Genomic DNA, 23,090 nt, shown 5'->3' with positions numbered 1-23,090 from the left:
CAATAGATTATCAGATATTATGAAAGTTAGGAAAGGATTTAAAAAACCAGATAAAAGGGGTGTTCGAATGCAATCTTCAGTGACGTTGGATGATTTGCCATTGAATTTTCAAGAAGTAAAAAAAGATTTAAGTCCTAAAGAAGCGGTTGATGAAGCAAACCGATGTTTATATTGTTACGATGCCCCATGTACGAAGGCCTGTCCGACTGGTATTAACATTCCTGCTTTTATCAAAAAGATCGCTTCTGAAAATTTAAAAGGGTCTGCTCGTGTTATATTAGATGCTAATCCATTGGGAGCGACGTGTGCAAGGGTCTGCCCGACAGAGGAATTATGCGAAGGAGCTTGCGTTTTAAATGATATTTCAGTTCCTGTTATGATTGGGCAGTTGCAAAGGCATGCAACGAATTGGGCAATCCATCATCATCAACCGCTTTTTAAAAAAGGAAATCCTAATGGTAAGAAAGTGGCCATCATCGGAAGCGGTCCGGCGGGATTGTCCGGTGCCAGGGAACTTGCCCGATTAGGATACGAAGTAACGATTTTTGAGGCAAAAGAAAAAGCCGGAGGCTTGAACACTTATGGTATCGTGCCGTTTCGATTGCCGCAAGAAATTTCACTTTGGGAGGTAGAACAAGTAAAACAGCTGGGGGTAGAAATTCTGACTAATACAATTTTTGGTGAAGATATTATGGTAAACGAGGTGATGGAAGATTATGATGCAGTATTGCTGGCTATTGGAATGGGAAAGGTTCCGATGCTCGGCATCCCGGGAGAAGAGCTGCATGGAGTGTATGATGCGATTCAATTAATTGAAGAAATTAAAGATGGTGATATCACTGATCGTTTTATTGGAAAGCGTGCAGCAGTGATTGGAGCGGGAAATACAGCTATCGATGCGGCTACTTGTTTAAAACGTATGGGAGCATCTAATGTAAAGATCGTTTATCGAAGAAGTGAATCTGAGATGACGGCTTATGCCAGTGAGTATGAATTTGCCAAGCAAGAAGGAGTGGAGTTTAGATGGTTGACCCAACCGACAGAGATCATTGACGACGGGAACGGAAATGTGGGGAAATTGAAATGTTCTCGAACGAAATTAGGAGAACTTGATCATTCGGGAAGACGTTCCGTTGAAATAATTGAAAATTCCGATTTTTCGATGGATGTAGATATTGTCGTGAAAGCCATTGGTCAAACCCGTCATAAAAAATTGATTGAAGAACTTGGTTTAGAACATGATCAAGGCATCGTCAAAATTGATCCCGTAACCCATCAAACCTCTAATAAAAAATTATTTGCCGCCGGGGATGTCGTTGTTGGGAAGGGACAAGGTGATGCAATGGTTGTCAGTGCCGTTGAACAAGGAAAAAAAGCAGCACGCGCCATTCATAGGCACATACAAAGCAGCTTGTAAAAAAGGGGGAAAACGAATTGGCAGATTTACGAATTCATTTTGCCGGAATTCAATCAATGAATCCTTTTTGGTTGGCATCCGCGCCGCCAACCAATTCAGGATATCAAGTTCAGAGGGCTTTTGAATCAGGTTGGGGCGGAGTCGTTTGGAAAACGTTGGGCGATCCGATTCTGAATGTTTCTTCACGTTTTGCTGCATTCAATTATAACGGTCAAGTGATGGCGGGCTTTAATAACATTGAATTAATCACTGACAGACCGTTGGAAGTCAACTTAAAAGAAATTTATGAAACAAAAAAGAAGTTTCCTAAACATGTGATCGTTGCTTCTTTAATGGTAGAACCAAATCAAGAAAAGTGGCATGAGATTGTAAAAAGGGTGGAAGACGTTGGCGTTGACGGACTTGAATTAAATTTTGGCTGTCCGCATGGCATGGCAGAAAGAGGGATGGGAGCTGCCTCGGGGCAAGTCCCTGAATTGGTTGAAAAACAAACGTATTGGGTAAAAGAAGTAGCTCAAACCCCCGTGATAGTGAAATTAACCCCCAATATTACGGATATTACAGCAACGGCCTATGCTGCTGTTCAAGGCGGCGCTGATGCCATCAGCTTGATAAACACTATTAATAGTTTGATGGGGGTTGATTTGAATACATGGAACACGATTCCGAATGTAGCGGGAAAAGGAACGCACGGCGGTTATTGCGGTCCGGCTGTTAAACCTATTGCATTAAATATGGTGGCTGAATGTGCGCGTCATCCGGATATTTCTGTACCCATTTCGGGGATCGGAGGCATATCTACTTGGAAAGACGCAGCGGAATTTATGTTGATGGGAGCGACAAATATACAGGTATGTACAGCTGTCATGCAGCATGGATTTAGTATAGTGGAAGACATGATTGATGGGATGAATAACTATCTTGAAGAAAAAGGCTTACATTCAGTTATGGATCTTATCGGCCAATCTGTACCGAAGTACACAGATTGGGGCGATCTGGATCTCAATTATAAAGTAGTTGCCCACATTAATAATGAATCATGCATTCATTGCAATAAATGTTACATTGCCTGCGAAGACGCTTCACATCAATGTATTGAAATGCTATCAGATGAAAATGGTGAAAACATCTTAAAGGTAAGAGAGGAAGATTGTGTCGGTTGTAATCTTTGCTCCATCGTTTGCCCGGCAGAGGGGGCTATTGATATGGTGGAAAAACCAAGTCCAATCCCTCTCACATGGAATGAACGGCAGAAATTAATTGACCGTTTCTTATCCAATCAAAAGATGATTAGTTAAAAGATATGGAGGGAAAAAGATGAAAAAATTAATTAAAAATGGAACTATTGTAACGGCTGTTGATACGTATCAAGCGGATATTCTCATTGAAGGAGAAAAAATTGTTCAAATAGGTTCTGACTTGCTTGCCGATGGTGCAGAAGTAATCGATGCAGAAGGCGCATACGTATTTCCTGGGGGCGTAGATCCACATACACATTTGGATATGCCGTTTAATAACACGGTGACTGATGATGATTGGGAAACGGGAACGATTGCTGCCGCGTTCGGCGGAACCACTACGATTCTTGATTTTTGTCTTTCAACGGAAGATGACACTTTGAAAAAAGCCGTTCAAAGATGGCATGAAAAGGCGAAAGGAAAAGCGGCCATTGACTATGGATTTCACTTAATGCTATCCAATTTAGATGAACAAGTCGTTCAAGAATTGCCTGAAGTGCTTGAAAGCGAAGGAATCTCTTCTATAAAAATTTTTATGGCATATGCCAAGGAATTCCAAGCAGATGATCGGACGTTGTTTCGAACTTTTCAAATAGCTAAAGAAGCAGGAGCATTAGTGATGGTTCATTGTGAAAACGGAACAGTCATTGATGAACTTGTTAATCAAGCCTTGTCGGAAGGACACACTGAACCTATCTACCATGCTCTAACCAGGCCGCCTGAAGTTGAGGGAGAAGCAACTCACCGAGCCATTGAATTGGCTAAAATCGCCGATTCACAATTGTATGTGGTCCATGTTACATGCCTGGAAGCAGTCAAACAAATTGCTGAAGCACGCGCTAAAGGATATAAAGTATGGGGAGAAACGTGCCCGCAATATTTGGTTCTTGATCAATCTTATTTAGAGAAACCGGATTTCCAAGGGGCAAAATACATTTGGTCGCCGCCTCTTCGTGAAAAATGGAATCAAGATGTTTTATGGAATGCATTAAAGTCAGGCGTGTTGCAAACAGTGGGTTCTGACCATTGCTCTTTTAATTTTAATGGGAAAAAACAACTTGGTCGCCATGATTTTTCGAAGATTCCAAATGGCGGACCCTTTATTGAGGATCGATTCAGTATTTTATTTTCTGAAGGCGTGAAAAAAGGTATTTTGACATTAAATCAATTTGTTGATATTGTTTCCACTCAAGCCGCTAAATTATTTGGAATATTCCCTCAAAAAGGCACGATCGCTGTAGGAAGTGATGCGGATATTGTCATTTTTGATCCTAATGCAAAACGCTCGATTTCCGCTAATACCCATCATATGAACGTTGATTATAGTGCGTTTGAGGATATGAAAATTGTAGGAGAACCGATTTCGGTGCTTTGTCGCGGTCATTTTATTATTAAAGATAAGCAATTTGTAGGCACATTAGGAAGCGGTAAATATTTAAAACGCAGAAAATTCAACCAGGAAATAACGCCGACGGTATCTCAAGCAAAGATATAAAAAACGTATTGATTAAAAGCTACAGTTGGTCTTACCTGTTAAACAGGAGGTGTTCGAGATGTTTGATTCTGAATTATTCAGGGATGAAAAAAGAGAGATTGATACATTATTAGAAAAAGGGTATCAAATTGTAGCTGTGACGGAAAATTTAAGCGGTGCTTTTGTCGATTTTCGAATAACAGACAATCACAAACAAACTGAAGAAATAAAAACATTGCATATTATGACACCGAATGGTAGAAAATACTACTCAACAAAAATGCTTTTAAGAAAAAAGTTTTCTGAAACGATATAAATAACTATAAAAAATAAGAAAGAAATAAATTCCCTTATAGCAGATAACTATTATTTGTTATGCTATGAAGGGAATTTTTTTATGCTCTTCAAAATATAAGAGATTCCTAGTGAAGACGAACTTCGTTTACGGTTGTTTTTCAATGTTTGAGTTTGTTTTATCGTAGTGTTCCCGCCAGCAAATCCTGTATAAGCGTATCCTTGATCTGAAACAGGATTAGTTGTTTATCTTCTCTGTTGGATCGTATTGTAAAGTGCTTATGTTGCTTTTCCAAGAAGAGAGGAATCGACTGCAACGTTGTTGAAATATTTAGCGATAGAAGGAGTTGATTGGAGTGGAGAAAAATCGCCAAATACAAATGGACAATTGGAAAACTTTTTGGCAGTTAATCCGGAGCACGGATCCTCCCAAATGGATTTTGTTTTTGGCTGTAGCTTTCAGTTTGATCGAGACAGCGGTTGGACTCATAGTACCGTGGTTTACTAAATCTCTTGTTGACCAGATTTCTGAATCCGCGTTAAAGCCATCCATCATTCTTATACTTGCTGCTTCATTTATCGTTCAAACGATCACTTCCGGTTTTTCTTACTACTTCCTTACCTATATTGGAGAATATGTGGTGGCGGCGATTCGTAAAAAGCTTTGGAATCAGGTTTTATTACTGCCTGTTCCTTTTTTCGACAATCACGAATCAGGAGAAACGATGAGTCGAATTACTCAAGACACCAATACGGTGAAAATGCTGATCACCCAACATTTCGTGACGTTTCTGACCGGATTCATTTCGGTGGGAGGGGCAGTCTGTATTCTCCTTATTATCGACTGGAAAATGACCCTTATGATGGTGACGGCAGTTCCGGTTTCGCTTCTTCTCCTTTGGCCGCTTGGACAAAAAATGTACAAAATTTCAAAAGCCACCCAGGATGAAATGGCCGGTTTTTCCGCTCATCTTGGCAGAGTTTTGTCCGATATTCGTCTTTTCAAAGCTTACAGTGCAGAGAAAGAGGAACAAAAAAACGGGGAACAAGGGATTCATCATTTATTTCAATTCGGTCTAAAAGAAGCGAGAATACAGTCTGTCATTTCCCCTTTTATGACATTTGTGATGATGCTTGTTTTAGTTCTATTAATCGGCTATGGCGGCGTTCGTGTAGCCTCGGGCACGCTTTCATCCGGCTCGCTTGTCGCCATCATTATTTATATGGTTCAAATCGTTGTTCCTTTTAGCCAGATGGCTGTATTTTTCACCTCATTTCAAAAAGCGATGGGCGCAACAGAACGAATCCAAAGCATTTTGTCCTTTGAGAAAGAACCGATCGACAGATTGCCGGCAGTACAAAATTACGATCAAGACATACATTTTCGAAATGTTTCCTTTTCTTATAAAAAGGGAGAGCCTGTACTCAAACAAATAACACTCACTATTCCTTCAGGAAAAACAACAGCGATCGTTGGTCCTAGCGGCGGTGGAAAAACGACTTTGTTTGCTTTGTTAGAGCGATTTTACACCCCCGACGAAGGAGAAATATTGCTAGGGAAAACCAATATTGAAGAATTTCACTTACATTCGTGGCGCCGCAATATCAGTTATGTCTCACAAGAAAGCCCGATGATGTCAGGAACGATACGAGACAATATTTGTTATGGACTAAGTAGAGACGTTTCCGATCAAGAAATCATACAAGCGGCTAAACTGGCAAACGCAGCGGAATTTATCGATCGGCTTCCAAAAGGATATTGGACTGAAGTGGGGGAACGGGGAATCAAATTATCAGGTGGACAGCGGCAGAGAATCGCCATTGCACGCGCTCTTATACGCGATCCTAAAATCCTTCTTCTGGATGAAGCGACCTCAAACTTAGACAGTTCATCGGAAGTTCTTGTTCAAAAGGCCTTGCAGCGGCTGATGGAGGGAAGAACAACCATTGTTATTGCCCATCGTCTCTCAACGGTTATCGACGCAGACCAAATGGTTGTATTAGAGAAAGGGGTTATCACCGGGATCGGCACACATAGAGAATTGCTGCAAACCCATCCTCTCTACAGAGAACTTGCCGAACAACAACTACAAACTAGTTCGGAGTAATCATAAATGATATTTTTTGGATCGCAATGTTCAGACATGCCGTATAAGAAAAATATTTGTGTTTAAAGGATAGAAACGATACTTGCGATTCCTTTATCAGTTGACTCCTTTTCCAATTTCATTTTATAGTGAAACAAAGTAGTTGCATAATGGGGGAAATCATGTGAATTCGTTACTCGAGAGAATTAAGAAAGAATGGCATAAACTTACGGATGCAGAGCGGAAAATAGGTGAGTATATTTTAGAGCATCCTGAATTGGTTCCACATATGACGACGAAAGATTTATCGGAGAAAACGGGAGTCAGTGAATCAAGTGTAGTGAGGTTTTGCAAATCCATTGGTATGACGAGTTTTAAAACGTTTAAGATGGAGCTAGTCAAACATTTAACATTATCTGAAACAAATATTTCTGATTTCTCCATTTTACAGAAAAAAGATTTACCTTATGATTTATTTCAAAAAGTGACGTATGTGAACAAGTTAGCGATTGAATCCGTACTGACATCGTTGGATCGGAGAGAATTAGACAAAGCAGTAGATGTGATACAAAAGGCAAGAAAACTCGTTTTTTACGGTGTCGGCGGCTCAGCAACGGCTGCTTTTGATGCTCAGTACAAATTTACAAAACTGGGATTTCAATCGATCATGGCTCATGATTTTCACTACTTGCTTTCTCTTATTCCTTATTTAGATGAACGGGATGTTTTTGTGGCGATCAGTATGTCGGGGAAAACGAAGGATGTCCTTGAATTAGCTCAATTTGCCAAAAAAAAAGGCGCAACAGTGATCGCTATAACCAATATGGATAAATCTCCTCTTTATAAGAAAGCAGATATTCGGCTGTGTACACCGGTTGTCGAACAAGATTTTCGGATAGGAACCATTTCTTCAAGGATGGCACAACTTGATATTGTGGATGCCCTTTATGTAAGCGTGTTTAATCGAATTGGAGAGAAAGTAGTGGATCGGTATTATGAGGCAAGAAATGAAGCAGTGAAATTGCGTAGATAACCTTGAATCCAAAAAACATCCTTGGAAACGAAGGATGTTTTTTTAATTTCTGATAAATGAAACAAAATTTCAAAAATAAAAATGTAATTATTGACATTTTATTTCAGTCATATACAATAAAATCAAAAAATAAGTTTTAAAAAGGATGATTAGATGCTTGAAAAATTGACAACAGAACAAAGAAATGCCAGCACGATGGACTTAGATTTAATGTCAACAAGAGAAATATTGGAGGTGATGAACCGAGAAGACCAAACGGTTCCGCAAGCAGTTGCAACGCAAATCCCTTTGATTGAAAAAGCTGTTCAGTTGGTGATCCGATCTTTTCAAAATGGAGGCCGACTTATTTATGTAGGGGCTGGTACAAGCGGCAGATTAGGGGTTCTCGATGCAGTAGAGTGTATGCCTACATTTAGTGCACCTAAAAACATGGTAAGTGGTATTTTAGCAGGAGGTTTGGAAGCGCTTACTAAAGCGGTGGAAGGAGCTGAGGATAACGAATCTTTAGGAAAAGATGATTTGAAATCGATTTTCTTAAATGAAAACGATACGGTCATCGGATTAGCTGCGAGTGGAAGAACGCCCTATGTAAAAGGAGCGCTGTCATATGCAAAAGAACAAAAAGCGAATACGGTGAGCATTAGCTGCAATAAACAGGCAGAGATTAGTCAGTTGGCTGATGTGGCTATTGAAGTCGAAACAGGACCGGAGGTGTTAACGGGTTCTACAAGACTAAAAGCAGGAACCGCGCAAAAGCTCGTACTGAATATGATTTCAACAGCTTCCATGATCGGAATAGGGAAAACCTATCAAAATTTAATGGTAGACGTACAACCGACGAATCAGAAGCTAGTAGAAAGATCAAAGCGAATCATTATGGAAGCGACGGATGTTGATTATGAAACAGCCAGCCAATATTTTGAAAAAGCCAATCATCATGTAAAAGCAGCCATTATTATGATTTTACTTAAATGTTCATATGAGGAAGCCATAAAAAAACTGGAGAAGGCAAAAGGGTTTATTCGCAAAGCACTTTAGATCGGCTTGGAGGGAGAAGTATGACAAAAGAAGAACAGATTGCAAAGAAGATTCTCCAATACACGGGCGGTAAAGAGAATATCCGCAAATTGGCACACTGTATGACGAGAGTACGTCTTGAATTGAAAAACGAAGAAAAAGCGGATATAGAGGCATTACGGCAAATAGAAGGCGTCATGGGGGTCGTGGATGACGGCACTTTACAAATTATTGTAGGTCCGGGAACCGTTAATAAAGTAGCCGATGCCATTAGCCGTTCGACAGGGATTAAAATAGGAGAAGAAACGGCGGAACCAGATGAATTGACTTTTGAGGAAAGAGCTGCACTTAAAAAAGCCAATATAAAATCGAAAAATCAGACGCCTTTTAAAAATTTCTTGAGGAAAATAGGGAATATTTTTATACCTTTAATCCCTGGTCTTGTAGCTTCAGGGATTATCAATGGAGCAGCGAACTTTGCAAAAAATGTTGGTGTAGATGACAAGACGACTTGGATGCAAATTTTATTGCTAGTTGGTAGTTGTATTTTTACGTATTTAGCTGTTTTAGTAGGTTGGAATACGGCAAAGGAATTTAATGGCACTCCGGTTCTTGGAGCCATTGCCGGCATGCTGTTGTTTAATCCGGGTCTTGCTGAAATTCATATTTATGGAGATGCTCTTATCCCTGGGCGAGGCGGTTTATTCGGAGTCATTTTTGCTGCTTGGTTGATGACGGTTGTAGAAAAACAAATCAGAAAGATCATGCCGAATTCAATTGATATTATTTTTACTCCACTGATTACGGTATTGATCGTTAGTATTTTAAGTCTTTATGCGATACAACCTGTTGCAGGAGTCGTGGCCGATGGCATCACGACCGGAATCAAAGCTATCTTAGATGTCGGTGGCGTTATAGCGGGTGCGATATTAGCCGGATTCTTCTTGCCGCTTGTCATGCTTGGATTGCATCAAGGATTAACGCCTATTCATCTTGAATTAATTCATGCTACAGGGAGCACCCCGTTATTGCCTGTTTTAGCAATGGCAGGCGCCGGTCAAGTTGGTGCTGCGATTGCCATATTTGTCAAAACTAAAAATAAAAAATTAAGAAGTATTATTAAAGGGGGATTACCTGCAGGCTTTCTTGGAATAGGGGAACCGTTATTGTATGGAGTTACTTTGCCGTTGGGAAGACCGTTTGTTACTGCTTGTTTAGGCGCGGCGGTTGGCGGGGCCTTTCAAGCTTTTATGAAAACAGCTGCTTCTGCTATAGGAGTGTCAGGTTTGTCCCTTACACCACTTATTGTTGATAATAAATATTTTTATTATCTAATAGGCATTGTGATCGCTTATGCATGTGGCTTTATTTTCACTTACCTATTTGGTTATAAAGAAGAAATGTCGGAAAACATAAAATAATAGAAATATATTTTCGTTCAATGAAGAGAGAAATGTCTGACAGCCAATCCATCTTGTATATAGGATTTTTCTATAAGAGTGGCCCCTATATAGATCGATGTCTGACACTTTTCTTTTTTATTAGTAACTCAGCTTTCGCAGTCCAAAATCTTGTTTAAATGCTTGATGTAAATGGTTTTGGGAAGTACAAAATTATCATTTGACATTTTTTAAAACATAAAGAAAGACACCTATTCTTTTGGTAAAATATTGGTGACGAAACCAAATCCAAAAGAAAGGTGTCACCACTATGATAACGAATAAAGACTACTTTGCGCAATTACCAAAAGAAATTAAACAAGGATTTTCCGAATTAAATATTGGATATCATTTAAGAAAAGCGAATATTACGAAACTTTCCGGGTATTCTTGTCTTACTGTTTTCAAACTGATTTTTCTTTTAGTCTTCCAATATAAGAACTGGTTTCGTGCTTTTATGAGTAAACGATCTCAGGATCTGCCCGGAAAGGATACAGTCTATCGCTTTTTAAATACACCAACCTATCATTGGAGAAAGTTTCTGCTTTCATTAAGCAGTGAAATGATCCGTCTGCTTCAACCATTAACTTCAAAAGATCGTGTCACAGCTTTTGTGATTGATGATTCTGTCTTTTCAAGAAACCGTAGTAAGTCGGTTGAACTGTTGGCTAAGGTTTTTGATCACTCTACCCATCAGTACTTGAAAGGGTTTCAAATGCTTACCCTTGGCTGGACCGATAGTTTTACTTTTATTCCCATTGATTTTGCTCTTCTAAGTTCACCGAAAAAGGAAAATCGCCTGCAAGAAATCAATACCAATATTGATAAACGAACATCTGGCTATAAGCGTCGCCAGGAAGCTCTGAAATCAAAACCGGACGTGGCTTCAGCTTTACTTGATCATGCGCTTGAAAAAGGGATTATAGCTGACTATGTTCTCATGGATTCCTGGTTTACACAAGCGCCTTTAATTGAGAAGATTACGAACAAAGGGTTATTTGTCATTGGCTTGGTGAAGCAATTAAAGCAGCGATACGTTTACAATGGTGAACGTTTCACACTGAATCAACTTTACAAATTGGCAAAACCTCACATGGGTAAAAAAGACATTCGCGGATCCGTTTATGCTACTTTAGACAATGGAATTCCAGTAAAAATTCTATTTGTACGAAACCGTAATAAACGGAGCGAATGGCTTGCCATTCTCAGCACAGATACAACATTAGAAAATGAAGAGATCATTCGTATTTACGGCATGCGTTGGGACATTGAAGTCTTCTTCAAATGCAATAAATCCCTTTTAAATTTAGAGAAAGAATTCCAGGGACGTTCCTACGACATGTTAATTAGCCATACAACCATTGTTTTTACACGATATATTCTCATTGCTTGGCAAATGCGAAAAGAGGAGGATCCTAAGACGATTGGCAACCTTTTTTACATCCTTTGCGAAGATGTAAAAGACATAGATTTTATTACTGCCCTTCAATCACTTATTGACCTTTTCCAAACTTTGGCGGAAGCCGAGGTTTCTTTGAACATGGACATCTTTAAAAATCAAATGAATAAATGGTTGGCCACTATACCTAATTATATCAAGCAATGCTTAAATATTTCTGTGTGCGAAAGTTGAGTTAGTAAGATTTGAAAAGGAGCAATAGTGATGCGTGGAATATCGATTTACTTATCAGATTCAATCTCTCGTCATGAAGGATATATTGCCAAAATGAAATCAGCGGGCTTTACTTCGATCTTTACTTCTTTGCAGATTCCTGAAGAAAATCCGGATCTTTCTGTAAAACGTTTAAAAGAGCTGGGGGAATTGGCTAAAAAATATGGGATGGAATTAACGGTGGATATATCTCCGAAATCGCTCAAGCGTTTAGGCTGCACATGGGAATCAATAGACAGGCTTACGTCTTGGGGATTAACGGGTTTGCGCATCGATTACGGAATCAGTGAAGAGATCATCGTTGAATTATCTCGTAAAATGAAGATTGCTTTAAATGCAAGCACGTTAACAAAGGAGGGGATGAGACGCTTAAAGTCGTTAGGGCTATGCATTGAAAATACGGAAGCATGGCATAATTATTATCCTCGACCTGAAACGGGATTGGATAGAAAGGATTTTTCGCTGCAAAATGACTGGCTGCAAAAGGAAGGAATTCTTGTTGCGGCCTTTATTCCCGGAGATGAGGAAAAGAGAGGCCCTTTGTATTCAGGATTGCCGACATTGGAAGATCATCGCTATTCTTCACCTTTTTTAGCGTTTCTCGATTTAAAAATAAATGAGAGCGTTGATAAAATCTTGATCGGTGATGTTCGGATCAGCGAGAAAGCATTGGAACAGTTTTCTACATTCAATCAAAATATTTTTTTGCTGCGAGCGAAACCCTTTGTTCAAAATGATATCCTTCAAAAAGACATTTCTGTAGTGCAAACGAATCGAGTAGATGCAGCAAGAGATGTGATCCGTTCTCAAGAATCACGCGAAAATGGGTTAGTTGGTAAACCATTATTGGAGCCTATCCATACAATCGAGCGAAAAAAAGGGTCCATTACAGTAGATAATCTTCTGTATGGACGTTATCGAGGAGAGATTCAAATCGTAAAACGCGATTTGCCGGCAGATGAGAAAGTAAATGTAATCGGAAAGGTCATCGATGAGGATTTGCCCCTTTTGCCATTTATAAAAGGCGGAACAAAGTTTAAGATTAAATGGATGGACATCGAATAGACAATTTTTTTTGCGTGAATGAAATTTATAAGTATTTTATAATTTCGTAAAAGGCCCTTAATAATTCTTTTTTAATATAGAAAGTGTAAGGAAACCAATTGATCGCTTGATTTGAACCTCGAATCACTCAATCGCCCCCTTACAACAGCGTTAAATTCTTTTCATCGTCCAAGAAGGTGATTCAAAAAATGGCGGATTCGAAAGGCATATCGGAAAGAAAAATCGAGTACATATGATGAAGAAATGTTAATTGAATGGTTCCCGTTTATTTAAACATTTTTTTAAGCATTGGAACCTGCTGGTAAGAAAAAATTCGAAAGGAGATTCATGAACAAAGGAGAAAAAGAAGATGGAGGACAATTTGAAAAAGATCACCGAATATAAGCGAAGAAAGGTGTGGACCTCATGATTCGATGCATTGCATCTGATATGGACGGGACCTTATTAAACTCCAAACAACAAATTAGTCCGGCAAATCGTGACGCGATTCAATTAGCTCAAGAGCAAGGAGTCGAATTTGTGATTGCAACGGGGCGTTCTTATCAAGAAGCAAAAGAGGTTTTAGACGAAGCAGGGATCCGTTGTACAGTGATTGGGTTAAACGGTGCGGAAGTAAGAAATGAAGCAGGTGAAATTACTCATAGATCTGTCATTAGCGCCAAAACTGCCTCTCAAGTGGCGGATTATCTTGAAAAATTCGGGCTTTATTATGAATTTTTTACCAATAAAGGCATTTTTACAGAAGACTATGAAACAAGCATCGAAATGTTGGTGGATATTTTCCAATCGGCTAATCCCGAAGTTTCAGAAGAAGAAATCCGCATCCATCTTAAAAATCGCGGTGATATTCGACATATCCAAAACGTATACGACTCAAAAGAAATTTTCAATGATCCTTCCATTCGTTTTTTTAAAATATTGGCATTCGATAAAAAAGAGTCGCTGTTTGAAGAGCTCAGCACCAAGCTGGAGTATGAACTGGACGATATTCACGTGACGTCGTCAGGGTTTCGCAACATTGAAATCAACCATATCTCCGCACAAAAAGGTATTGCCTTGGAACGCTTTGTGAAAGAAAAAGGAATTTCTTTACAACATACGATGGCGGTGGGAGATAATTTGAATGACCTTTCGATGTTAGAAAGAGTCGGTTTTCCGATTGCGATGGGAAACGCGGTACAAGCAGTGAAAAATCTTTGTCCGTATGAGACAAGTAAAAACGATGAAGATGGCGTAGCCAAAGCGATACATAAGATTTTAGAAATCTGTAAATAACCAAGAATGGACCAGATATCTTTCATCCATGGAAAAAGAGGCTTTATGGAAGATGGCTGATCCTTTATATTGGCGTGATTGTATTTCCAATCTTATGGCTGAAAACATTTTTATGTAGCCGTTTGTTGATCCGATTATTCAATGCACACCTACCTGATTGCTGACATCATCCAGCGGCTAAAATCAAAGATAATAACAAACATCCTAGGAAATGAAAAAAGGCATGCAGGGTTATAACATGCCTTTTTTCATCATGCATTTCTATGTGCTGGTTTAGCATTTCATACGGTTGCTTTAGAAACAAATCGGGTATAAGCACCGTGCATAACCGGGCCAACATACTGATTCAATTTAAAGCCGTGTTCAATTGCTGCATGAACAAAATCTTTTGCAAAACGGACGGCTTCTTCCACTGAGCTGCCTTTTGCTAGTTGAGCTGTGATGGCGGCGGCAAAAGTACAGCCTGCACCGTGATTATAAGTGGTATCAATTTTTTCCGATTCAAATACACGGAAGTTTTGACCATCGTAGAATAAGTCAACAGCTTTTTCATGCTGCAGCTGTTTTCCGCCTTTGATCACGACATTTTTGGCCCCTAATTCATGGATTTTCACAGCCGCTTTTTTCATATCCTCAATCGTTTTAATAGGGCCGGTTTGTGCTAATTGCCATGCTTCAAAAAGGTTTGGAGTGACAATCGTTGCACGCGGCAGCAATAATTCGCGCATCGCGTCTGTATTTTCAGGTTGAAGAACTTCATCTTCTCCTTTACATACCATCACCGGATCAATCACGACTTTATCTAAATGATATTCATCAATTTTACGGGCGGCGAGTTCAATAATGTCGACAGATCCGAGCATACCCGTTTTCATGGCGTCAATCCCGACGGAAAGAATGGTTTCTAATTGCGGTTCAACCGTTTTTACATCCACCGGAAAAACGTTATGATGCCAGTTGTTTTTTGGATCCATGGCAACAATGGAAGTAATGGCTGTCATTCCATAGACGCCCAGCTCTTGGAATGTTTTCAAATCAGCTTGAAGACCGGCTCCACCACTGGAATCCGAACCAGCAAGCGTAAAGGTTTTCTTTAAACTCATAACCCACATCTCCTTCATAGCAACGATTATGAATAGGACTAGTCTATCTTTAGAATATATTTTTCGATTAGAAAAGACAAATATGAGATACTTTTTTTGTTTATGAAGGCATATAGGAAAAAAGAATCTCCAATCGTTAAGCAGGATTTCATTATTGAATCATTTTTATTTAAAGATTTTAGAAAACAAGCCATTCTTTTTCTTTTTTTGTTCTGTAGAGGCTGGCTTCTTTTTGGATGCCCAAATCATTTCTTTGTCGACCGCGTGTTTATGAGCGACTACCAAGCCGATATCCGTTTCTGCTTCATGATTTTGGATGATGGTATAAGAAATGTTTTGGTCGTTGGCCAGTCTGATATATTTGCTAATATGAGAATAGTCTATTTTTCCGTTTAAAAGCAGGCGGACGCCGGGTTTTCGGATCCATTCTTTCACTTCCGGATAGATGTCCGGCTCTTGTACTTGGCTAATCGTCAAGGCACCTTCCACGCGTTCTCGAAACGTTCCTAAAAATCGTTTTCGCTCTTCAGGTTTCAATTCTTTTTTTCCGTATAATCCTTCTTTTAACACGTCATCGATCTTTTTTCCAACCACCGGAACCGCCTCCTAAGCTAATATTTTCAAGCCTATATTATGTTGGCTGGTTTAGTTACACCTATTCGGGATGGCTGAAAAAGGTTCAAATATCGGTCAAGATGGCCGTTTTTTCCTAAAGATAATGGATCATGAAAAGAGTCCATTTTCATCAATAAAAGAAATTTGACGATCAAGGCAAAACCCCGATGAATCTAAACGGATAGATAGGCAGGAAGTTCCAGGCGAAATGGGGATGACGAAACATGATTACCAAAAAAAGAACAGCCTGTGAAGCGCACAAGCTGCTCTTTTTCATCGCATTTCTTTATTTCCAATTATCCAGCAAAAGAACTCGGGCTGGAGAGGCATCCGTTCCTTGAATATTTAAAGGGGCCGCAATCATAAAATAGGACCCTTCTTCCACGTCCGCCAATTGAAGTCCTTCGATGACCACGATGTCTTTGTCCATCAGAGCACGATGAGTGGGGTGCTCCGGCTGAGCACGTTCTATGCCTAAGGAATCGATGCCGACACCGGCGATTCCGATTTCCGCCAAGTAGCGGGCTGCATCTTCAGCAAGATAAATGAAATCAAAATTAAATTCTTTATCAAACGAGTTTTTCGTTTTCAATAAAATAAAGTCGTCTTTTTGAATATCCGCATTTTCTACATCTGATTTCGTAATTTTTTCATGGACATGTGTCAAATCGATCACTTTGCAAGGACGAACGAGTTTTTCGATCGAGATCGTTTCAATCGTTTTTCCGTCGTTCATCATATGGAGCGGAGCATCGACATGTGTACCGGTATGTACGTCCATGCAAATTCGTGACTCCGTTACATGGCCATTTGTTTGAGTGGTAATCGATGGCTGTTTTTCCGGCTTATTTTTATAAACCGGCATTCCTTCATAAATTGGAGCAGTTATGTCAATAATTTTCAATTTTATAACCTCCTTTTCTTTTTGCACGGTTCGGTTTGACTCGTTCGGATTCCCGCTTGAAAGAGTCTTTGACGTAAAATGCCTAAGTATTGGATGGCAGTGAACGGTGGCAGTATGTGTATCCAATGGATAGGCATGACGGCAATCATCAGCGGAAAGAAAATGACCGCTGATGATTGGATTTTTATTGACAATTGTCTACATCAAGCCGATCAATAGGCCACCAGAAGAATCCGTCTTTTTCAAGCAGTTGGTCAGCTTCTTTCGGTCCCATAGAACCAGCTTCATAATTAGGGAAATGGGCGGAAGTGTTGGCCCATACTTCAGAAATTTCATCGACAAAACGCCATGAGAGGGAAACTTCATCCCAGTGGGTAAAGTTGGTCGCATCTCCCCGAATGGCATCGTATAAAAGCTTTTCGTAGGCTTCAGGCGTGTTGATGGCGTCAAAACTGTTATTTCCAAAGCTTAGTTTGATTGGAATCATGCCCGTGCTCTGACCGCTTTGTTTTGTGTTTAAATGAAGGGTGATTCCTTCCTCAGGCTGAATATGGATCACAAGCAGATTAGGGGACAATGGTTGATCCATCTTGTAATAAAGATTCATCGGGACATCTTTAAATTGGACGACAATTTTCGTTGATTTCGTAGCCATCCTTTTTCCTGTTCGAATGTAAAAAGGTACGCCGGCCCAGCGGAAATTGTCTATCATGACTTTCCCGGCTACAAACGTTTCAGTATTGGAATGAGGATCGACGTTCGGTTCTTCCCGATAAGCGACCACTTCTTTGCCATTAATGACTCCTTTTCCGTATTGGCCGCGGACGAAGTACTCGTGCACTTGATCTCCTTTTATTGGACGAAGCGCGCGCAAAACTTTTACTTTTTCGCTGCGGATTTCATCTGTTGTCAATTTAATCGGTGGTTCCATGGCAAGCAGCGCCACCATTTGCAGCATATGGTTTTGGAACATATCGCGCAGTGCACCGCTGTTTTCGTAATACCGTCCTCGTTCTTCTACTCCCAGCGTTTCGCTGGAAGTCACTTGGATGTTTGAAATGTAGCGGTTGTTCCATAATGGTTCAAAAAGGGCATTAGCAAAGCGGATCGCTTCGATATTTTGCACCATGACTTTTCCTAAATAGTGGTCAATCCGATAGATCTCAGATTCGGAAAAGGCCGTTCGAATTCGTTTATTCAATTCGATGGCTGATTCTAAATCATGGCCAAACGGTTTTTCGATGACGAGACGGGTGAATCCATTTGTGTCTGTCAATCCGTCTTTTTTCAAATGTTCGGCGATCGTTCCAAAAAATTCCGGAGCCATTGCCAGATAAAAGATCCGGTTCCCTTCAAGGTTGTATTGTTCATCCAATGTTTGTGCCAACTTTTTCAAAGCAACATACGACTCTGAGTCTGACACATCATGAGGCTGATAATAAAAATGGGAAATAAACTCATCGATATTGTCCACTTTTCCGATTGAAGCAATAACGGAGTCTTTTACATGGGATTGGAAGGTTTCTTTTGACCATTCTCTTCTGGCTACGCCAATGACGGCAAATCGCTCTGATAATTTCTTTTTTCGAAATAGATGGTAAAGAGAAGGAAACAGCTTTCTCTTCGCTAAATCCCCTGTTGCACCGAAAATCATAATTAAAGTTGCTGGAGATTCTGATTGTTTCACTGTATATGACCTCACTTTTTACATCTTTTATGTAACAAAAGTTTGCTGCTGTTTAAAGGATGTTCTATGCTCTGTTAGTTTTCGCCAAACAGGCTAAAACCAAACACCTCTTTTCTATTTCCAAAGCATGAACATTTTTTCCTATACAGGTATTTAATTTTAGACGTTCTGACGCCTTTAGGCAACTATTATGCGCAAGGCTTGCCGTGAAAAAGGAGATGGATGACGTTGTTTTAGATGGCAAAATTCATGTTTTGTTGGAAAAAGACGTGCATTTATGACAGAATGGAAGAACGGGAAACAGGTAGTTTGTTAAAAGGGTGTGAGTTGTTTGGAATTGTTGTTTTTAGGAACAGGAGCGGGTGTACCGGCCAAAGCAAGAAACGTCAGTGCCTTGGCTTTAAAACTCCTCGCTGAACGAGGAACGGTATGGTTGTTCGATTGTGGAGAAGGAACACAGCATCAGATTCTTCGCACATCGTTAAAACCGAGAAAAATTGAAAAAATTTTTATTACCCACTTGCACGGTGATCATATTTTCGGTCTTCCGGGGCTTTTGGGAAGCCGTTCGTTTCAGGCAGGGGAGACTCCTTTGACGGTATACGGACCTAAGGGTATTGCCGATTTCTTGCGCGTCAGCTTGGAGGTCAGCGAAACGAGGCTGCGCTATCCGCTCATCATTGAAGAAATTGAAGAGGGAATCGTTTTTGAAGATGAGCAAATGATCGTGGAAACACGGCTTTTGGAACACGGGATTCCATCGTACGGGTATCGGATTACAGAAAAGGATAAACCCGGTGTTTTGCTTGTAGATAAATTAAAAGAAATGGGAATTATGCCGGGGCCTCTTTATAAAAAAATAAAAAATGGCGAAACAGTTGTGCTCGAAGACGGCCGCGTCATCGACGGAAAAGAATTTGTCGGACCTTCCAAGAAAGGAAAGGTCGTCGCCATTCTTGGCGATACCCGTCCTTGCCAAGCTGCTGTAGATCTGGCTAAGGATGCGGATATGCTTGTTCATGAAGGCACATTTTCCGCTGAAAGTGCAGAGATGGCGTATGAATATTTTCATTCGACCACGGCTCAAGCAGCTGAAATTGCTAAAAAAGCGAATGCAAAAGCGTTGTGCTTAAATCATGTCAGCTCCCGTTATCCTGTGGAGGAATGGGATCACTTGCAGAAAGAAGCGGAATCGATTTTTCAGCCGACTGTATTGGTTCATGATTTTATGGAAGTCAAAATCGAAGACATCACAAAAAAGGAAGGCTAATGTTGGCCTTCCTTTTTTCTTGAAAAGAGGATGAGATCTTTTTACCAGCCTCGGCTGTATTGAACCGGTGCTTCGATTGCAGCATTTAATTCTTTTGCGGCTTTGCGTGGCCAATAAGGCTCGCGAAGCAATTCGCGTGCGAGGAAAACGAGATCGGCGCGATCATTTTGCAAGATTTCTTCGGCTTGAATGCTGGAAGTAATCAAGCCTACTGTTCCAACCGCTATTCCGGCGCCGTGTTTAATTTTTTCCGCAAAAGGCACTTGATAGCCCGGATAAGCATGGATTTTGGCCGGAACGACTGCTCCAGAGCTGACATCGATTAAGTCCACGCCTTGTTCTTTTAATTGTTTAGCAATTTCCACGTAGTCGTCAGGGGTTAATCCTTTTTCGTGGTAGTCGTTAGCCGATACCCTTACAAACAAAGGACCATCCCAGACTTCTTTCACCGCTTTGATCGTTTCTATTAGAAAACGCAAGCGGTTTTCCGCTGAACCACCATATTCGTCCGTCCGCTTGTTGGACAGCGGGGAAAGAAATTGGTTGATTAAGTATCCGTGCGCCGCATGGATTTCAATTACGTCAAAACCGGCTTCTTTGGCCCGTCTTGCTCCTTCTTGAAAGGCGCGAATCGTTTTTTGTATATCTTCTTTTGTCATTTCTTTCGGCGTTTTGGATGTTTCGTTAAAGGCAATCGCTGACGGCGCATAAATATCGCCTTCCAAATCGGCTTTTCTGCCCGCGTGCCCTAATTGAATGCCGATTTTGGCTCCATGTTTTTGGACCATGGAAACAAGTTTGGCAAAGCCTTCAATATGGTCGTCGCTCCATATGCCCAAATCTTTAGGAGAAATTCTTCCTTCCGGCAACACGGCAGTCGATTCTACTATGATTAATCCGACTTGGCCGACTGCCCGAGTTGTGTAATGGACATAATGCCAGTCTTCCAAAAAACCTTGTTGATTTTCAGCCGAATACATGCACATCGGTGACATGACGATCCGGTTTTTGAAGGTTACATTTTTCACCGTATACGGTTCAAAAAGTTTTACCGCCATTTTATCTCCTCCTTTTTGACGTACTTTTCATTATAACAATTTTTTTCATTGATTATAAATAATCTGATTTTCCCGATCGACATAATCCAATAAGCCTAAAAGAAAAGGGCGTAATCCTTTTTTGAAAGGATCAGCCCTTTAAGAGAAAACATCCTCAGTATTGCAAGAATGAAAGGCAGCAGTGACTTTACCGGTTGGATATTTGTTTTAGAAAAGGAAGTCCCAGTTTTTTGGATTGAGCAGTCGCGGCTTTGATGCAATCGATCACAGCTTCTCTCATTTGTCTTTCTTCCAAGACGCGCAGGCCGGCTTCAGTGGTGCCGCCGGGACTGGTCACTGCTTTGCGCAAATCTTCTGCTTTTTGTCCGGTTGTCGAAAGCATTTTCGCTGCTCCTAATAAAGTTTGGATGATCAACGGTTTGGCGGTATCTTCATCCAAGCCGATTTCAGCGGCTGCTTTTTCCATCGCTTCTACCAGATAATAAATATAAGCAGGGCCGCTTCCTGATAAACCGGTTACGGCATCAATCTGATCTTCTTCTACGATGGCCGTTAAGCCAATGGCTGAGAAAAGATTCAAGGTGTATTTTTGCTGCTGCTCCGTTACATGGCGGTTCAATACGATTCCAGTTGCTGATTGCCCGATTGCGGCTGAAGTATTAGGCATTGCGCGGACGACGGCGCAAGGAATTTCCAACGTTTCCTCAATAAAAGAGATGGATACACCGGCAAGCACGGAAATAACAAGTACAGTGGAAGGAACGTGAGGCTTGATCGCTTCCAGCGCCTCTTTGGCGTCTTTTGGTTTCATAGCCAAGATGACGACATCGGCTTCCCGTAAAGCTTCGTCAAGGCGGTCCCGGCCACAAGAGGAAATGCCGTACTTTTCCTCTAATTCTTGCAAACGTTTTTGGTTGGATCGATTTGTCACAATTACTTCTTCTTTTATCAGTGCCTTTTGGCTGAGTCCGCCGGCAATGATGGCTTCTGCCATAGAACCGGCGCCGATAAAGACGACTTTCATGTTGTTTTCCTCCTTTAGAACGTTTTTAGTCAAGAGCAGATGATGGGAATATTTTTTGCTTTTTTCTATTTCAAATAAAAAAACCTTTCATCCTTTAAAAGGACGAAAGGGAATCTTCCGTGGTACCACCTTTATTTGCAAATGGAATCATTTGCACGCTCGTTTCCGTTAACGCGGGATAAACGGTCAAGTATCTTGACAGCTCATAAGGTAGGTTCAATAGAAAAGAGGATGATGAAGCTTCGCAGCCCAGGAGCTTCACTCTCTTACATCATTTTCTATTTACTGGCCTTATTCATTGCTTTTTGCTCCACACGATTATTACAAAATTATGCAAAAAAAAGACCTCATTGTCAAGGGCTATTTTCGGAAAAAACTGACGATTAGAAGCGCTTTTGAATGAAGAAAACAGCACTTTTGCCACGGTTCCCAGCCAATGATTATGTATGAAAAGTTGTTTCCAACGCCCTTAGACATTCTAAACATTTTGTGTTTTATTGAGCGGAAAAATGGTATGATGATGGGTAGCAATCCTGCCATATTTCCTTATGGAGGTGAAGTATTTTATGAATCCGCGGATTCACGGAAAAAACGTGGTGATAACCGGCGCTTCAAGCGGGATCGGCGAACAGATGGCGATCAAAGCGGCAGAAAGCGGGGCTAATCTTGTGCTGCTTGCTCGTCGGGTAGAAAAGCTGGAGGAACTGAAGTCTTTTCTTGAATCCCGCTATTCCAATAAAGTGTGGATCCATTCTTTGGACGTCTCTGAACGGGAAAATGTTGAAGCGGTTTTTTTGGCTATTTTTGCAGAGGCCGGAAAGATAGATGTTTTAGTCAATAATGCTGGTTTCGGGATTTTTGAAGAAGCCCATCTTGCCAAATGGGGAGACATTGAAAGGATGTTTGCTGTCAATGTGCTCGGATTAATTTCCTGTACCCAAATGGTGATTGAGCATATGCAAAAAAATCGTTCCGGCCATATTGTTAACATCGCCTCTCAGGCCGGGAAAATCGCAACGCCCAAATCGAGCATTTACGCGGCGACAAAACATGCCGTTCTAGGGTTTTCCAACAGTTTGCGAATGGAGCTTTCTACATACGGCGTCTTTGTGACAACGGTTAACCCCGGGCCGATTGCGACCAACTTTTTTGAAATTGCTGATCGTTCCGGCACTTATGTGCAAAATATCCAACGCTTTATGTTGAAGCCGGAAAAAGTGGCCGAAAAAGTGGTGGCTGCCATGCTCACGAATACCCGCGAAATTAATCTTCCAAGATGGATGAACGCCGGAAGCGTTTTTTATACGCTGTTTCCTCGGCTTGTAGAAAAGGTTGGCAAAAACGCATTTTTTAAAAAATAGTTTCTTCAAAGGCTGGCTCTAGAAAGGGCTGCCTTTTTCTTTTTGAAAATATTAGAA

The 23,090-nt window shown here is 40.7% G+C and carries 19 protein-coding genes and 1 other annotated feature; of the genes, 13 read left to right on the top strand and 6 right to left on the bottom strand.

Features of this window, described 5'->3' with window-relative positions:
- Window positions 1-67: 67 nt before the first annotated feature.
- The 11 genes from BSM4216_RS10110 to BSM4216_RS10060 all read left to right on the top strand — a co-directional run bounded on the left by BSM4216_RS10110 (window position 68) and on the right by BSM4216_RS10060 (window position 14,011).
- Window positions 68-1,417, top strand: coding sequence for an NAD(P)-dependent oxidoreductase (locus BSM4216_RS10110; protein WP_048623639.1), 1,350 nt, complete (start codon window positions 68-70; stop codon window positions 1,415-1,417).
- Between the two features lie 17 nt (window positions 1,418-1,434).
- On the top strand, window positions 1,435-2,715 hold the full coding sequence (preA, locus tag BSM4216_RS10105; protein ID WP_048623638.1) for an NAD-dependent dihydropyrimidine dehydrogenase subunit PreA: 1,281 nt from the start codon (window positions 1,435-1,437) through the stop codon (window positions 2,713-2,715).
- Between the two features lie 19 nt (window positions 2,716-2,734).
- Window positions 2,735-4,150, top strand: a complete 1,416-nt coding sequence (gene hydA, locus BSM4216_RS10100; protein WP_048623637.1) for a dihydropyrimidinase — start codon at window positions 2,735-2,737, stop codon at window positions 4,148-4,150.
- 58 nt (window positions 4,151-4,208) lie between these two features.
- A complete protein-coding gene (locus BSM4216_RS10095; protein WP_048623636.1) occupies window positions 4,209-4,445 on the top strand; it encodes a hypothetical protein in 237 nt (78 codons plus the stop codon).
- 358 nt (window positions 4,446-4,803) lie between these two features.
- Window positions 4,804-6,531 carry an ABC transporter ATP-binding protein gene (locus BSM4216_RS10090; protein WP_174521017.1) on the top strand — a complete coding sequence of 576 codons (1,728 nt, stop codon included), beginning with the start codon at window positions 4,804-4,806 and terminating at the stop codon, window positions 6,529-6,531.
- Window positions 6,532-6,694: 163 nt separating this feature from the next.
- Complete coding sequence (locus BSM4216_RS10085) at window positions 6,695-7,543, top strand: MurR/RpiR family transcriptional regulator (protein ID WP_003355255.1); 849 nt, start codon at window positions 6,695-6,697, stop codon at window positions 7,541-7,543.
- Window positions 7,544-7,696: 153 nt separating this feature from the next.
- Window positions 7,697-8,581 (top strand): N-acetylmuramic acid 6-phosphate etherase, encoded by an 885-nt coding sequence (gene murQ / locus BSM4216_RS10080; RefSeq protein ID WP_048623634.1) that lies wholly within the window; start codon window positions 7,697-7,699, stop codon window positions 8,579-8,581.
- Between the two features lie 20 nt (window positions 8,582-8,601).
- Window positions 8,602-9,981: a PTS transporter subunit EIIC gene (locus BSM4216_RS10075; RefSeq protein WP_048623633.1), complete on the top strand. Its 1,380-nt coding sequence runs from the start codon at window positions 8,602-8,604 to the stop codon at window positions 9,979-9,981.
- A 289-nt stretch (window positions 9,982-10,270) separates the two neighbouring features.
- Window positions 10,271-11,632, top strand: coding sequence for an IS4 family transposase (locus BSM4216_RS10070; RefSeq protein ID WP_048622686.1), 1,362 nt, complete (start codon window positions 10,271-10,273; stop codon window positions 11,630-11,632).
- A gap of 30 nt (window positions 11,633-11,662) precedes the next feature.
- The gene (locus tag BSM4216_RS10065) at window positions 11,663-12,736 is read left to right on the top strand and encodes a DUF871 domain-containing protein (RefSeq protein ID WP_048623632.1); all 1,074 of its coding nucleotides are present in this window, start codon (window positions 11,663-11,665) and stop codon (window positions 12,734-12,736) included.
- Between the two features lie 405 nt (window positions 12,737-13,141).
- On the top strand, window positions 13,142-14,011 hold the full coding sequence (locus tag BSM4216_RS10060; protein WP_048623631.1) for a Cof-type HAD-IIB family hydrolase: 870 nt from the start codon (window positions 13,142-13,144) through the stop codon (window positions 14,009-14,011).
- Window positions 14,012-14,292: 281 nt separating this feature from the next.
- Here the strand turns inward: BSM4216_RS10060 and pdxK are convergent, their stop codons facing one another.
- The 4 genes from pdxK to zwf all read right to left on the bottom strand — a co-directional run bounded on the left by pdxK (window position 14,293) and on the right by zwf (window position 18,320).
- Window positions 14,293-15,114: a pyridoxine/pyridoxal/pyridoxamine kinase gene (pdxK, locus tag BSM4216_RS10055; RefSeq protein ID WP_003355250.1), complete on the bottom strand. Its 822-nt coding sequence runs from the start codon at window positions 15,112-15,114 to the stop codon at window positions 14,293-14,295.
- Between the two features lie 165 nt (window positions 15,115-15,279).
- Window positions 15,280-15,708 (bottom strand): YueI family protein, encoded by a 429-nt coding sequence (locus BSM4216_RS10050; protein ID WP_048623630.1) that lies wholly within the window; start codon window positions 15,706-15,708, stop codon window positions 15,280-15,282.
- Between the two features lie 307 nt (window positions 15,709-16,015).
- Entirely contained in the window at window positions 16,016-16,633 is a 618-nt protein-coding gene (locus tag BSM4216_RS10045) for a cyclase family protein (RefSeq protein WP_048623629.1), read from the bottom strand.
- Between the two features lie 184 nt (window positions 16,634-16,817).
- Complete coding sequence (gene zwf / locus BSM4216_RS10040) at window positions 16,818-18,320, bottom strand: glucose-6-phosphate dehydrogenase (RefSeq protein ID WP_048623628.1); 1,503 nt, start codon at window positions 18,318-18,320, stop codon at window positions 16,818-16,820.
- A gap of 331 nt (window positions 18,321-18,651) precedes the next feature.
- Here zwf and rnz point away from each other — a divergent pair, with 331 nt between their 5' ends.
- A complete protein-coding gene (rnz, locus tag BSM4216_RS10035; protein ID WP_040341756.1) occupies window positions 18,652-19,590 on the top strand; it encodes a ribonuclease Z in 939 nt (312 codons plus the stop codon).
- A 41-nt stretch (window positions 19,591-19,631) separates the two neighbouring features.
- Here rnz and namA read toward each other — a convergent pair whose 3' ends face one another.
- Both namA and proC read right to left on the bottom strand, forming a co-directional pair.
- Window positions 19,632-20,648 carry an NADPH dehydrogenase NamA gene (gene namA, locus BSM4216_RS10030; RefSeq protein WP_048623627.1) on the bottom strand — a complete coding sequence of 339 codons (1,017 nt, stop codon included), beginning with the start codon at window positions 20,646-20,648 and terminating at the stop codon, window positions 19,632-19,634.
- Window positions 20,649-20,835: 187 nt separating this feature from the next.
- Entirely contained in the window at window positions 20,836-21,705 is an 870-nt protein-coding gene (gene proC / locus BSM4216_RS10025) for a pyrroline-5-carboxylate reductase (RefSeq protein ID WP_255287997.1), read from the bottom strand.
- 62 nt (window positions 21,706-21,767) lie between these two features.
- Window positions 21,768-21,980 (bottom strand) — a binding site (T-box leader).
- 258 nt (window positions 21,981-22,238) lie between these two features.
- Between proC and BSM4216_RS10020 the strand changes: the two genes are divergently transcribed.
- The gene (locus BSM4216_RS10020) at window positions 22,239-23,033 is read left to right on the top strand and encodes an SDR family NAD(P)-dependent oxidoreductase (protein WP_048623625.1); all 795 of its coding nucleotides are present in this window, start codon (window positions 22,239-22,241) and stop codon (window positions 23,031-23,033) included.
- The last annotated feature ends 57 nt before the right edge of the window (window positions 23,034-23,090 follow it).

Origin of the sequence: Bacillus smithii (assembly GCF_001050115.1) — a bacterium.
GTDB lineage: Bacteria > Bacillota > Bacilli > Bacillales > DSM-4216 > Bacillus_O > Bacillus_O smithii.
This window is presented reverse-complemented; position numbering and strand designations above follow the sequence as displayed.

Bases quoted from the DNA above. Each gene is read 5' to 3' on its own strand.
- hydA (WP_048623637.1), top strand. From the start codon at position 2,735: ATGAAAAAATTAATTAAAAATGGAACTATTGTAACGGCTGTTGATACG.
- BSM4216_RS10110 (WP_048623639.1), top strand. From the start codon at position 68: ATGCAATCTTCAGTGACGTTGGATGATTTGCCATTGAATTTTCAAGAA.
- namA (WP_048623627.1), bottom strand. From the start codon at position 20,648: ATGGCGGTAAAACTTTTTGAACCGTATACGGTGAAAAATGTAACCTTC.
- BSM4216_RS10060 (WP_048623631.1), top strand. From the start codon at position 13,142: ATGATTCGATGCATTGCATCTGATATGGACGGGACCTTATTAAACTCC.
- BSM4216_RS10075 (WP_048623633.1), top strand. From the start codon at position 8,602: ATGACAAAAGAAGAACAGATTGCAAAGAAGATTCTCCAATACACGGGC.
- BSM4216_RS10065 (WP_048623632.1), top strand. From the start codon at position 11,663: ATGCGTGGAATATCGATTTACTTATCAGATTCAATCTCTCGTCATGAA.
- BSM4216_RS10070 (WP_048622686.1), top strand. From the start codon at position 10,271: ATGATAACGAATAAAGACTACTTTGCGCAATTACCAAAAGAAATTAAA.
- murQ (WP_048623634.1), top strand. From the start codon at position 7,697: ATGCTTGAAAAATTGACAACAGAACAAAGAAATGCCAGCACGATGGAC.
- BSM4216_RS10095 (WP_048623636.1), top strand. From the start codon at position 4,209: ATGTTTGATTCTGAATTATTCAGGGATGAAAAAAGAGAGATTGATACA.
- BSM4216_RS10020 (WP_048623625.1), top strand. From the start codon at position 22,239: ATGAATCCGCGGATTCACGGAAAAAACGTGGTGATAACCGGCGCTTCA.
- pdxK (WP_003355250.1), bottom strand. From the start codon at position 15,114: ATGAGTTTAAAGAAAACCTTTACGCTTGCTGGTTCGGATTCCAGTGGT.
- BSM4216_RS10090 (WP_174521017.1), top strand. From the start codon at position 4,804: ATGGACAATTGGAAAACTTTTTGGCAGTTAATCCGGAGCACGGATCCT.